The 13761-nt window shown below is 33.6% G+C and carries 14 protein-coding genes and 1 other annotated feature; of the genes, 10 read left to right on the top strand and 4 right to left on the bottom strand.

The window, feature by feature from the left end; all coding sequences use genetic code 11:
- Positions 1–53: 53 nt before the first annotated feature.
- Both BHX94_RS04920 and BHX94_RS04915 read right to left on the bottom strand, forming a co-directional pair.
- Positions 54–1673, bottom strand: coding sequence for a MutS-related protein (locus BHX94_RS04920; protein ID WP_111745166.1), 1620 nt, complete (start codon positions 1671–1673; stop codon positions 54–56).
- 108 nt (positions 1674–1781) lie between these two features.
- Positions 1782–3176, bottom strand: a complete 1395-nt coding sequence (locus BHX94_RS04915) for an L-cystine transporter (protein WP_111745165.1) — start codon at positions 3174–3176, stop codon at positions 1782–1784.
- A gap of 130 nt (positions 3177–3306) precedes the next feature.
- On the opposite strand from BHX94_RS04915, the gene BHX94_RS04910 reads away from it, so the two are divergent.
- The 8 genes from BHX94_RS04910 (at position 3307) to BHX94_RS04875 (ending at position 9687) form a co-directional block, all read left to right on the top strand.
- Positions 3307–3891, top strand: coding sequence for an HD domain-containing protein (locus BHX94_RS04910; RefSeq protein WP_111745164.1), 585 nt, complete (start codon positions 3307–3309; stop codon positions 3889–3891).
- Position 3892: 1 nt separating this feature from the next.
- Positions 3893–4408: a hypothetical protein gene (locus BHX94_RS04905; RefSeq protein ID WP_146606898.1), complete on the top strand. Its 516-nt coding sequence runs from the start codon at positions 3893–3895 to the stop codon at positions 4406–4408.
- Between the two features lie 155 nt (positions 4409–4563).
- Positions 4564–5112 (top strand): GNAT family N-acetyltransferase, encoded by a 549-nt coding sequence (locus BHX94_RS04900; RefSeq protein WP_111745162.1) that lies wholly within the window; start codon positions 4564–4566, stop codon positions 5110–5112.
- 89 nt (positions 5113–5201) lie between these two features.
- Complete coding sequence (locus BHX94_RS04895; protein ID WP_111745161.1) at positions 5202–6380, top strand: PAS domain-containing protein; 1179 nt, start codon at positions 5202–5204, stop codon at positions 6378–6380.
- A 13-nt stretch (positions 6381–6393) separates the two neighbouring features.
- A complete protein-coding gene (locus BHX94_RS04890; protein WP_170120767.1) occupies positions 6394–7083 on the top strand; it encodes an MOSC domain-containing protein in 690 nt (229 codons plus the stop codon).
- An 8-nt stretch (positions 7084–7091) separates the two neighbouring features.
- On the top strand, positions 7092–7583 hold the full coding sequence (locus BHX94_RS04885) for a kinase (protein ID WP_111745159.1): 492 nt from the start codon (positions 7092–7094) through the stop codon (positions 7581–7583).
- Between the two features lie 117 nt (positions 7584–7700).
- Positions 7701–8732: a threonine aldolase family protein gene (locus BHX94_RS04880; RefSeq protein ID WP_111745158.1), complete on the top strand. Its 1032-nt coding sequence runs from the start codon at positions 7701–7703 to the stop codon at positions 8730–8732.
- A 94-nt stretch (positions 8733–8826) separates the two neighbouring features.
- A complete protein-coding gene (locus BHX94_RS04875) occupies positions 8827–9687 on the top strand; it encodes a prephenate dehydrogenase (protein WP_111745157.1) in 861 nt (286 codons plus the stop codon).
- Between the two features lie 3 nt (positions 9688–9690).
- Here the strand turns inward: BHX94_RS04875 and BHX94_RS04870 are convergent, their stop codons facing one another.
- Positions 9691–10017 (bottom strand): SdpI family protein, encoded by a 327-nt coding sequence (locus BHX94_RS04870; protein WP_111745156.1) that lies wholly within the window; start codon positions 10015–10017, stop codon positions 9691–9693.
- 94 nt (positions 10018–10111) lie between these two features.
- Positions 10112–10329, top strand: a binding site (T-box leader).
- Between the two features lie 48 nt (positions 10330–10377).
- On the opposite strand from BHX94_RS04870, the gene argS reads away from it, so the two are divergent.
- Positions 10378–12051: an arginine--tRNA ligase gene (argS, locus tag BHX94_RS04865; RefSeq protein ID WP_111745155.1), complete on the top strand. Its 1674-nt coding sequence runs from the start codon at positions 10378–10380 to the stop codon at positions 12049–12051.
- A gap of 111 nt (positions 12052–12162) precedes the next feature.
- On the top strand, positions 12163–12525 hold the full coding sequence (locus BHX94_RS04860; protein WP_111745154.1) for a YbaN family protein: 363 nt from the start codon (positions 12163–12165) through the stop codon (positions 12523–12525).
- Positions 12526–12560: 35 nt separating this feature from the next.
- Here BHX94_RS04860 and BHX94_RS04855 read toward each other — a convergent pair whose 3' ends face one another.
- The gene (locus BHX94_RS04855) at positions 12561–13571 is read right to left on the bottom strand and encodes a LacI family DNA-binding transcriptional regulator (protein ID WP_111745153.1); all 1011 of its coding nucleotides are present in this window, start codon (positions 13569–13571) and stop codon (positions 12561–12563) included.
- Positions 13572–13761 lie beyond the last annotated feature (190 nt).

Below are 13761 nucleotides of genomic sequence, written 5' to 3'. Positions count from 1 at the left end.
CTTACACTAAATAATTATGAACAAACTCACGAAATTTATTCGTGAGTTTTAATTTATGTATTTAACTTTTTTAGTGTGGCAAGTGTGCTTTTAGCATCTTGATAGATATGTTCAGGATAATCATATATTCGCATTAATTCAATAGCATTTGAAGTCGTAGTAACTCCTTTACGGATTGTGTAATCAAATTCAATGTCGTTATTTTCAGTTAAATGTTCTCTGAAGTAATAGAAATCGAAAGTATCTTTCAATAATTCGGTTAATTCGATGTCGTGTGTAGCTGCAAATAAAGTTGTATTTTTATTACTATTAATATGATTAAGGATGGCAGTTGCAGAAGAAATTCTTTCTTTTGTATTAGTCCCTCTTAGAATTTCATCTATAAAGATATAAGTCATCGGGAAATCCTCGATAGCTCGTATAATCCGTTTGATTGATTTTATCTCTGCAATGAAGTAACTATCACCTTTTGATAAACTGTCTTCTAAGTTCATAGATGTTAAGACATGACCAGGTTGATAACGAAATACTTCACTAGTTGTTGTGTTGATGGCTTGAGCTAGAACGATGTTGAGTGCAATCGTCTTCATAAATGTTGACTTACCAGATGCATTTGATCCAGTCAATAAAATCCCTCTATTATGCGTATAGTCATTGGCAACTGGATGTGTGAGTAGGGGATGATAAATTTCTTCAGTATGTAACGGACCGATTTCAGGTAATTTGTAATAAGGTAAGGTACGGCGATACATGCCTACACTATAGCTTGAATCATATTGACCGACAACTTGATAATATTCAGCATATGATGCTTGATTCTTTCTTAGTATTCGCAGTGCATAGTGATAAATATGATAATCTGTCATGAATAACATCTTCAAGGCATTAATAATTTGTAAAGCAAAATTAGTTTCGTTATTATCGTCACTTAGCATTAAATAACTCAAGAACTTAATTGAACGTATGTTAGGTGGCTTTGTGTCTAAGTGACTTTCTTTCAGGTTGAGCAGATCTGAAGCAGTATCTATTATCTTAACAGCATAAAATATATCATCATAAAGCAATTCACTTTTAGACTTAAATCTCATCGATAATGACATAACGATGCTAATTGCAAGCATTACAGTAAAAATACCAACACTTATTCCAAAATAGAAAGAAAACAAGCTTAAAAAAGGAAGTAAACTTACAATGATTATCCAGGGATTATATTGTTCGTCAGACTTGTGCCTGAAAGCGAAGCGGCTCGCATTGTTATTTGTACTGCGTCCTAAATCAGCAAGTATAAAAGATACTCTTTCTCTAAATTTTTGGTCATTTGTTATTTTTTTAATAAGTAATTCATTGACAGTATGATTTGGGATGTTTCTGAGTGAAGCATACATATATTCCTCGCCAACCGTTGTGAAATTGTAATTTAATTTTGTAAAGATGCGATCTAAATCAAGATCATTCCAGGTGATGTCATCTATATAATGTTTATTATTTATTTGTAGATAATCAAAATATTGACGATATTTTATATGGTTTCCCTTAGGTCGATTGAGTGTATTTTGTTTATTCCAAAGTGTTTTAATGCGTTTCTTTCTTTTGATTTTATCCCAAATTGCTAAAATAATACCTATTAATAGTAAACCAATTGAAATAAGTATATATGTCCCCCACCAAGGCATATTAAACCAACTTTCTGTAAAATATTAGTATTTTTATAATAACAAACTCAAATATTATATTCAAAGAAAAAAAAGACAATCCACTTTATTGCGGATTGTCGATTTTTTTTAAACTTCTGTATTCTCAACTACAGCGTGTGTATCATTAAAAATATTTTTATTGAAGTTACCTAAGAATTTAGAAGTTAATGTTCCTGAAAGCATACTACCATTTACATTAAGCGCGGTACGTCCCATATCAATTAATGGTTCAACTGTGATTAATACACCTGCAAGTGCAATTGGTAATCCCATTGATGATAGAACGATGATAGCAGCAAATGTTGCACCACCACCAACACCGGCTACACCGAATGAACTGATCGCTGTGATAATCGCTAATTGTACGATAAATTCAGGTGAAAGTGGATTAATACCTGCAGTTGGTGCAATCATCACTGCAAGCATTGCAGGATAGATACCGGCACAACCGTTTTGACCCATCGTCGCACCAAATGATGCTGACATATTTGCTGTTGCATCATCAACACCTAAAGCATTTTTTTGTGCAGCGATATTTAAAGGAATTGTTCCAGCACTAGAACGAGATGTGAAAGCAAATGCTAATGTTGGGAAAACCTTTTTTAAATATTGAATTGGATTTAAACCAGTTAATGTAATGATAAGTAAATGAATGAGGAACATTGTTCCTAAAGCAACATAAGATGCTAATACGAATTTACCTAGTTCTACTATACCTGCAAAGTTCGTACTTGCAATCATATTTGCCATTAAAGCAAGTACCCCGTAAGGTGTTAAGCGTAAGATGATTGTTACAAGTCGCATTACAACAGCAAATACAGCATCAACCATGCTTGTAAACATTGCAGCTTGTTCAGGCTCTTTTCTTCGAACCCCAAGTACTGAAATTCCAACTAAGAATGAGAAGATAACGACAGCGATTGTTGAAGTAGGCCTTGCGCCTGTCATGTCCATAAATATATTGCTTGGAATAAAATTGACGATACGTTGTGGCATTGTCTTTTGTTCCATCATATCGAATTTCTCTTGAATTTCAGTACCACGTGTTTTTTCATCTTGGCCAATACTTATCTCTTCAGCACTTAAATCAAACAATAATGCGGAAGCAATACCGATAGTTGCTGCAATTAAAGTTGTAGTAATCAATATACCGATTACCCAGCTGGCCATCTTACCAACTTGATCCGTAGTATTTAAATTAATAATAGAACGGATGATAGATACCATTACAAGTGGCACAACAATTAACATTAAAAGTTGAACGTAACCACTACCGACAATACTATACCAGTCTAGCGTACCTAAAGTTACTTTAGAATCAGTGCCGTAAGCGAATTGAAGTCCGACGCCTAATAAAATCCCTAAAATCATACCTGTGAAGACACGTTTAGAGAAAGAAACATGTTTCTTGTTCATGAATACAAGTATTCCTATGAGAATACTAAGAATTAAGACATTTAAAAAAATAAACCCGTTATCCATTGGTTTATACCTCCATAAATAGTGAATTTAATTGAACTTTAGGATAACATTGAAATTAATGATAAACAATAGTATTTGCGAAATTTTCATAAATAGATAAAACAAAATTTTAGAAAATAGGTGTAAAGATATGAATGATATCCATAAAGTATATGCATTTGCAAGTGAGATTGAACAACTAAAAACGATTCAACGAAAAAGTGATACGTTAGATGGAAGATATGAAAATAGTGCTGAACATTCATGGCAGGCAGCACTTGTTGCGATGCAGTTTGAACAGTTCTACCCTGAACAAGTAGATATCAATCAGGTGATCAAGATGTTATTGGTTCACGATTTAGGTGAAATCTATGCAGGAGATACATGGGTATTTGATGATCAGGCGAAAAGTGATTCGTTTGATCGAGAACTTGAATCTCTGAAGAAAGTAGTTTCAATGTTGGATGAAGATGATCAGAAGGGCATAATAGATCTATGGACTAACTTTGAACGTGGTGATAATCATGAAGCAAGATATGCTCGGGTTATTGATGCATTAATCGCTTTGATTAATCTATATGAAGTAAGTGAAGAGGATTACAATCCATATAACCTGACTAAATCACAAGTGACAAGTAAAAAGATATTTATTAAAGATGATGCGCCAGCAATGTGGGAACTCGCTGAAGGAATTATTGAGAAATGTGTTAAGAAAGGATTGTTGAGGGATGAGTGATATGCTGAAAGGCTCTATACAATTCGCTATAGACAAACCAATTCCTTATTTTCAAGTCAGTGATGAACACAGAATTAGATTTGGTTATGAAAAGATGAAGGGTAGTTTAATTAAACAAATTATTACGGAAACTTATGCTAATGACAGTTTTAATATGGAGTTTTTATTGAGGGTCATTGAAGGTCATTATATTCAAACTGAAAAAACGAATTTAGGACGTTATTTTAAGATTACGAACTGGAAAGAAGTATTTCATAAAGGTGAAGAAGATGTTGACTACATCAATGTAATCGTAAAAAATATCGATCTTAAACCGTTAATTAAATATATTACGAATGTTGTTTGTGGAAATGAAAGAGAGTCATTTATAATATTTTATTCATCGGATAAAATAATTTATATATGTAATGATGTAATCGATATTGTCAGTCATGATACGAAGTTTATTGAGGATTTTAAATCAAAATATGAAGGTATTTATGACACGTATTGGGTAGGTAGACCTTACGTCGAATAAAATACTGGCAATGTACAAGTATAAATCGCGTTTACAAACATTTATAACCAAATTTAAGTCATTCCATAAGGGATGGCTTTTTGTTGACGTTTTTATAGATTTCCCATACGCTAATAAAAATCAAAAAATTTAGATAATAAGAAAAGAGGACGAACATGAACAGACTATCTATTAAAGTTGATGAGCGTATTGAACTGGTACAAGCAGAAATTTTTCATGGGGAAGATTTGTATAATGTGATTGATCAAAATAGAGAGCACTTAAGAGCGTTTTTGACTTTTATAGATATAATCACTGAACCTGCACATGAAACTGCATTTATTAAAAAGATGATGAATGAGTTTGCGCAAGGAACAGGGCGCTTATTTTTGATATTTGTTGATGGAGAATTATCCGGAACATTAGATTTACATGCGATTAATCAAGGTTTTAAGAAGGCGGAAATCGGTTACTGGTTGAAAAAAGATATAAATGGTCAAGGGATTATGACGAAATCAGTAATTGCTTTATGTGATTTTGCTTTCAATCAAATGGGTTTGAACAAACTATCGATCAGTGCTGATGTTGACAATATAGGTAGTAATAAAGTTGCCGAGAAAGCTGGATTTGAGTTTGTTGGTATGGATAAACAGGATGTTTTATTATACGGTGAATTTAGAGACATGAATCGTTATGCTTTATTGAAGGGAGATTATAAGCGATAGACTGACGATTTTGTGAATGTTTGTGAGAAAGGTCCCAGCATTACTTTGTAAGGTGTATATTAAATGTATCTTATATAGTGAGGTGTACTATGATAAATTTCGAGCTTACAAATGAAATAAAATCAATACTGACACATATTCAAAGCAATAAGGAAGATCATTCAGTTGCTATCTTAGAAAATTATTCGCTGGTGGATTTCTTAATCGCTATTATACAAATACACTACACGGAAGGAATTTCTTCAATAGAAGAAATTCATAAATTGATTGATATGTATAATTGTCATATGAACGAAATGATACAGGAAGTATATATTTCACTTGACGATGATCATCCGTTAAATATTATGAAAAGAGAAAATGAAACATTCATTACTGCTTTAGAACGTATGGAAGAGAAATTGACGATTGTAGCATCTAAAAAAGACAGTTCAATGCTTGAAGAAGATTTAAAAATAATAGGTGCATTATATGCACATTATAACCGTAAAGAAAAATTGATATTTCCGATATTAGAACGAAAACAAGTTTATACATTACCAAGAAAGATTTGGGCACTTGATGATGATAATCGCGCTACTTATCATCAATTCAAAAACCGTCTAAAACGAATGGATGAAATTGAATTTAAGCATATTAGAAAATCGTTCGATACGTTAAATAAAGGTATGAAGCAAATGATATTGCATGAGGAAGACATTCTTATTCCTTTAATTCAGGAATTATTTACAGCACAGGAATATGAAGCTATCGCCAATGAAAGTAAAGCATTTGGTTATGCAGTAGATGTTAAATCAGTATGGTCTGATAAAGAAAAAGTATATCAAACAAAAGAAACGGAAAGTGAAGATAAAAATCAAAACATTAAAATAGGTGGCGGTTATTTATCCTTGAAAGAAGCGGAATTAATACTTAATAATATTCCGCTAGAACTGACATTTGTTGATAAGAACGGATTATTTAAATACTTTAATGAAATTACTGAATCTGCGGATATGATGTTTATTCGCACACCAATTTCTATTGGTAGAAGTGTAGCGAATTGTCATCCACCGAAGAGTTTGAAGAAGATGATGCAAGTTATGCGTAAACTTAAAAATAGAGAGCAGGAAACTGTGACAATGTGGTTTAAGAAAGGTGAAGAATATATTTATGTAACATACAAAGGCGTCTTTGATGAAAAAGGTGAGTATCAAGGAATTCTTGAATACGTTCAGGATATTCAGCCGTTCCTGGATTTGCCTAGTGTCGTTAAACGTGATATTTAAAAGGGGTGTTAGTATGCTTGTTGAAATGATGTTTATCGGAAAACCAAAACAACTAGGTAGTGAAGAAGCTTCAGATAAATTAAATCAGTCATGGATTTCAGCTATCAATCGAGATGCCGTTTCACGTGGAAACTTAACTGAATTTGGCTTTGAAGATGACAAAGTTGCTGATAAAGTGCATCATGGTGGTGTAGACAAAGCTGTATTTTGCTATGCAAGCGAACATTATCCATTATTGCGAAATGAATTGAATAAAGATATGCAACCAGGGGGTTTTGGTGAAAATCTAAGTGTCGTCGATATGAATGAACAAACAGTATGTCTAGGTGATATTTATCAAATTGGCAATACACTTGTTCAAGTTACGCAACCACGTAAACCATGCTGGAAGCCGGCAAGAAAATATCGAGAAATAGAACTATCTAAGATCACTGAAGAAAATGGTAGAACTGGTTGGTACTTAAAAGTGCTTCGTCCTGGAGTAGTGAGTGTAAATGATAAAATAGAGTTACTGGAAAGATCAAATCCAGAGTGGACCATTGCAAAGTGTAACGAAGTGATGCATTTTTCTGCTGATTTAAGTCTAGTGAAGGAATTATCTGAAGTTGAAGTTTTGGCTGACTCATGGAAAGTCAGTTTAAAGAAAAAACTATCAGGAGAAATTGAAGACAAGACCCATAGATTATATGGACCGAATATTTAGTGGGTGATATGATGACAAAATTAATGATTCTTAGAGGTAATTCAGGAAGCGGTAAAACTTCAACTGCTAAATTACTGCAAGAAGCTCTGGGTGAAGGAACGATTCTTATTTCTCAAGATTTATTGAGAAGAGAAATGTTACATGTTAAAGATAAAGTCGGTAATGTGTCAACTGAATTGCTGAGAACAATGATTGAATTTGGTATGGAACACTGTAAATATGTTGTGGTGGAAGGGATATTAACACGTCGTAAACATGGAGATATGTTGATAGAAATGGTTAATAAATATAATGATACATCTTACGTCTATTACTTTGATATTCCGTTTGAAGAGACTTTGCGTCGTCATCAATATAAACAAAATGTTGAATTTGGTGAAGATGAAATGCGTCAATGGTTCCTGGATAAAGATTATTTAGAAGTAGAAGGTGAATATATTATTACTGAAGAATTGTCTCAAAAAGAAATAATTGAGATGATAAAAGGGCAAATGATGTAAGAAGCGGGTTATAGCGGTATTTGAAGACAACAATTAAAGATTCCGCTAAAATTAAGGAATAATAGTGGAATCTGTTCGAAGAAACTAAAGATACCGCTAAAACTAAGGAGGGATTACATGATTCGATTTGATAATGATTATTCAACTGGTGGGCATCCGCTAATCCTGGAACGTTTAGTCGAAACAAATGATGAGCAGCATCCGGGATATGGCGTTGATGACCACTGCACGCGCGCAGCAGAATTAATAAAAGAACAATGTAGTGGAGAAGTTGATGTTCACTTCTTAGTGGGTGGTACGCAAACTAACAAGACAGTGATTGCAGCAATGCTACGTCCTCATCAGGCAGTCATTGCAGCTGATTCTGGGCATATCGCAGTTCACGAAACAGGTGCAATCGAAGCAACGGGTCATAAAGTGATTACAATTCCCGGTATCGATGGGAAGTTACGTCTGGAAGATGTAGAAAATTATGTTGAAGATTATTGGAATGATGTGACATTCGAACATATTCCGCAACCGAAGATGGTTTATATATCGCAACCGACGGAATTTGGGACATTATATTCTAAGCAGGAGTTATCGGATTTATATGCTTTCTGTAAACAAAAAAATATGTACTTAATGGTTGATGGGGCACGTTTAGGTTATGCATTAGCGGCCAAAGAAAATGATGTAACGATTAAAGATATTTCTGAACTCAGTGATGTATTCTATATCGGTGGCACTAAAGTAGGAGCACTATTTGGAGAAGCGGTAGTATTTACAAATGATGCATTAAAACCCGATTTTAGATATTTCATTAAACAAAACGGTGGTATGCTTGCAAAAGGTAGATTACTCGGTATTCAATATGAGGTACTCTTTGAAGACGACTTGTATGAAGCAATTTCAAAGCATGCCGTTGAACTTGCCGATAAATTGACGAAGGCATTTGAAGAAAAGGGTATACAAATGAAATATCCATCACCAACAAATCAACGATTTCCGATATTAACGAAAGCGCAGATTGAAACACTTCGTGAGAAATATACATTTGCTGATTGGGAGAAGATTGATGACAATTTGTTTGCAGTTCGTTTCTGTACAAGCTGGTCAACAAAGTGTGAAGATGTGGATACATTAATTCAAGATATTAAAGCACTATAAACAGGAACAACTATAGATAAAGCGCAATTTGACAATGCTGTAATGATCTTTGCTCATTTACGATTTTAATCATTAAAACAATCGGGGTGTATTTATGAATATTGCAATTATTGGTTTAGGTGTAATCGGTGGGACTTTCGCCAAAGCAATTCGTGCAAGTTACGGACAAAAGCATCGTATTATGGCAATCGATGTGAATCAGGAGACATTGAATATGGCCATAGCTGATGAGGTCATAGATGTTGGTGAAACGAGTAATCAATCTATCCTGAGTGAAGCAGATCTGGTTGTTTTTGCGATATACCCTAATATGATAAAGGATTTTATTCTTTATCATCGAGATAATTTCAAAGATGGCGCAACGTTAACAGATACTGCTGGCGTAAAGTCTGTGGTAATGAAAGATGTGGAAGAAATACTACCTCATAATCTTTCTTTTATTTTCGGTCATCCAATGGCGGGCCGAGAAAAGAAAGGTTATGCTTACGCAGATGCTAGTGTATTTCAAGGCGCAAATTATGTCATCACGAAGTCAGATTTGAATTCAAATCAGGAGATAGAAGATTTTAAAGCATTTTTATATCCGCTCGGTTTTAAGCGTATCACAGTTACAAATGCTGTAATGCATGATGAGATGATTGCACATACGAGTCAGTTAACGCATGCAATTGCCGTGTCGTTAATCAACAGTGATGATAGATTGGATGAAACGATTAAATATATCGGTGATAGTTATCGTGATTTAACGCGAATTGCTAATATGAATGAATCCCTCTGGCCGGAATTATTTAGCCATAATAAAGAAGCTTTATTAGATAATATGGAGCGTTTTGAAGATGCATTTACTACTTTGAAAGAAGCGATTAAAAATGATGACTTGAAGGTGATGGAGAGCATTTTCAAAGCATCAAGTCATCGCAGAATTCGCTTGGAACAAAGTGATATGAAGAAGTGAATATCATAACTTTTTTAGTCTACCCTCTGTTTTTATATACACAATGATGACAGTGATGAACAATAAAATAACAGATACAATTGAACTTTGCTCTTCATAGCCTAGAGCTATTTCAATCACGAGTTGAATTATACCGATGATGAGTAAGATTGGACATAGTTTTTGGATAAGTTTCGTAGAATATTCCTGCGCAAATTGCCAGTGTTTTTCACTTTGCAAGGATCTTGGTGTACGGTATCCGGCAAAGTAATTTGGTTTTTCAGTAAGGTTTGTTTTATAGATCAAAGTGACGATAGCATATAATGCGATAGCTATAATAATTGTAATCATATTAGCACCTCCATTTTCTTGATAATAACAGTTTATAAAATTTATTTCTATTTTCTTTTTATTACAATCATGCTATTATATTAAATAATTTAATAACAATTTGTTTACACGAAGAGAGTAATATTGATTTGTTCATAAGTAGCGAGCTATAGTGGGTGGAAGTATAGCATGATAATTGATATGAAGCGCACTTCGTGAATGATATGTTGAACTTATAGTAGGGATATCCGGTGGAAACATCGTTAACAATCATTGAGTGTGTCTAATGACATGAACAAGAGTGGTACCGTGAATCTAGCATTCGCCTCTTTTTTTAGAGGTGGATGCTTTTTATTTTATAAATTTTTAGGAGGAGAACAGATGAAACATTTATTAGCTAATATTTTAAGAAAAGAAATTGAAGTATTGAGTGAAACAGAAATATTAAAGTTGATTGAATATCCGAAGCATGAGCATCAAGGAGATTTATCATTCCCATGTTTTACGTTAAGTAAGCATCTGAAGAAGAGTCCAATGATTATTGCACAGGAAATAAGCGAGCGTTTGAATGATGAACAAATTGATAAAGTTGAAGTTGTGAATGGCTATTTAAATGTATATTTTAATAAACAAACACTAGGAACAAATGTTATTCAGGAAGTATTGCGCGATAAAGAAAACTTTGGTGCTCAAAATATTGGTCAAGGTAAAGTGATAACGATGGATATTTCTTCACCGAATATCGCCAAACCTTTCTCGATGGGGCATTTAAGATCAACTGTTATCGGTAATGCAGTAGCCAATATTACAGAGAAATTAGGTTTTAAACCAGTAAGAATAAATCACCTTGGAGACTGGGGAACGCAGTTTGGTAAATTGATTGTAGCTTATAAAAAGTGGGGGAATGAAGCTGACGTTAAAGCAAACCCAATACCTGAATTATTCAAGCTATATGTTAAATTTCATGACGAAGCAGAACATGACGAAGCTTTAAATGAAGCGGGAAGAACGGCATTTCTAAAACTAGAGCAAGGTGAAGCTGAACATGTAAGACTCTGGACATGGTTCAGAGAAGTTTCGCTGCAATCGTTTAATGAGATATACGCACGTCTTGGTGTTTCTTTTGATTCGTATAATGGAGAAGCATTTTACAATGACAAGATGGATGCTGTCGTAGAAAAGTTAGAAGCATTAAACTTACTCGTTGAAGATCAAGGTGCAGAAATAGTGAAACTTGATGATATGCCGCCAGCGCTGATCAAGAAAACGAATGGTTCAACTTTGTATATTACAAGAGATTTAGCAACAGCAATCTATAGAAAAGAAACGTATGATTTTTCTGAGTCATATTATTTTGTAGGTAATGAACAGTCACTTCATTTTAAACAATTGATAGCAGTGTTAAAGATGATGGGTTACACGTGGGCAGAGCATATGGAGCACATATCGTTTGGTATGATCTTAAAAGATGGAAAAAAGATGTCTACTAGAAAAGGGAAAGTTATCTTTTTAGATGAAGTGCTGGATGAAGCGGTGAATATGGCGAAACAAAATATAATCGCGAAATCAAATGAGATTGAAGACATTGATAAAGTAGCTGAACAAATCGGTATTGGTGCTGTAATATTTAATGACCTGAAATATGATCGTCAAAATGATATTGAATTTGATTTAGAAGATATGTTAAAAGCTGAAGGCAATACGTGTTTATATCTTCAATATACAAACGCGAGAATTCATGCCATTATTAGAAAAAGTGGATTGGAGACAAGTCACATTAAAGTGAATGAAATAGATGATGTGGCATGGGATATTACTAAAGATTTAATGATGTTTGAGGAAGTAATTTTTAATGCATATGTAAAGCAATCTCCAGCAGAGATTGCTAAGTATTTACTGCAGCTTGCACGTCACTTCAATAGTTATTATGCGAGTGTAAGAATATTAGATGAGAGAGCAATGATGGGAAATAGAGTAGGTTTATTATTAGCAGTCTCTATCGTAATAGAAGAAGGACTAAGTTTACTAGGTATTGAAACGCCGAGAGCGCTTTAATATATATTTATAGCGTTGAATGAAACTTCACTAAAATGATATATCCACTTCAAACATTTCATCATGAATTTTAGTATAATATGGATATTATTATATTTAGGAGGATATCTCTTGAGGTTATTATTATTATCCGTCGGTGTTATTTCGACCATCCTCGGATTTGTTGGTGCATTTCTACCGCTCTTACCAACTACACCATTCTTATTGCTTGCAGTCTTTTGTTTTGCGAGAAGCTCTAATAAGTTTCACAATTGGTTAGTGCACACAAAAATTTATAAATCTTACGTTCAGGAATTTTATGAACGTGGTGGCTATACATTGAAGAAAAAGTTTCAGTTATTATTAAGTGTTGTTATTGTTGTAGGGATTTCAATTTATTTAGTGGATAACATTTATGTAAAAATTGGACTTAGTGTGATGTTGTTGATGCAGGCAATTGTTTTGTTTACGGTAGTAAAGACGTTAGATGAATAAAAGCTTATGATCAAATTTGTCATAAGCTAATTTTTTTACTTTAAGTTAATAACAGTTTCGCGTTCAATTAATTCATGTGGAACCACAATCTTAGTGTTAGAAATATCTTCGCCATTCAAATGTTTAATTAGCATATTGACAGATTCATGACCGAGCTTTGCAGTATCAATATCAATGGTAGTCAAGTATGGGTGTGTTAATGTCGAGAGTATCGAGTTATTAAAGCTGATAACAGAAAGATTATCAGGAACTTTATAGCCGTACATTTGTACAAGCTGCATTACACGCAATGCAAATATATCGTCAAGCACCACGATAGCAGTTGCTTTTGTTCGAATTAAAGTATCTTCAAAGTCCGCATAATCTGTATGTTCTATAATCGAAATACTATCAAATACTTTGAGTTGATTGAGCATCATTGCCTTCTGATAGCCGAAATATCTTTCGAAATAAATACCTTCTTTAATCGTATTAGTAACAAAAAGAATATTGCGATGCCCATTTTCAATTAAATGTTCTGTAGCATGGTGTCCTAATAATTGATTATCGTTGTCGATGTAACTAACTATATCGTGCTGTGTATAAGGTTGCCCAATGAGTGTGAATGCAATTTGCTTGTCAATCAAGTAATCAATTACAGGATCTCCTTGGTGTGCATACGCTAATATAAAGCCACCAACCTGCTTTTGAGTATGCATAACTTTAACATCTTCTAATAAATCTTCTAAGTTCTTAGCAATAGCTACTGCAGTAGTCATGTTATTTCTTCTTGATTCATCGTTAATAGCTTCGATTATTTCTAAGAAGAAAGGGTTAGCCATACGTTCTTTTGAGTTCAGAGGAGGAAGAATAATTCCTATTGCATTTGAAGTTTGCTTACCTAAATTTCTGGCAGCTATATTAGGAACATACCCCATTTCCTGCATAACTTTTTGAACGTTCTTACGGGTTGCTTCAGAAATAGAAGGATGATTATTAACAACGCGTGAAACGGTTGATGTAGCGACACCAGCTTTTAGTGCAACATCTTTAACTGTAATGGCCATAATAATCCTCCTTTAATCTTTTTATATATAATATATGCAACCGATTGCGTTGTCAATGATAGTTTTTGCACAAAATTTCATTGGTTTTTGCAAATAAATAGCAGAATTTTAGTATTTATTATTTACAAAATAAAAGTGTGATGATATATTTATCAAAAGCAATGCAACCGATTGCATAAAAAGGAGAAAA

It is taken from the genome of Macrococcoides bohemicum, assembly GCF_003259675.1.
GTDB lineage: Bacteria > Bacillota > Bacilli > Staphylococcales > Staphylococcaceae > Macrococcoides > Macrococcoides bohemicum.
This window is presented reverse-complemented; position numbering and strand designations above follow the sequence as displayed.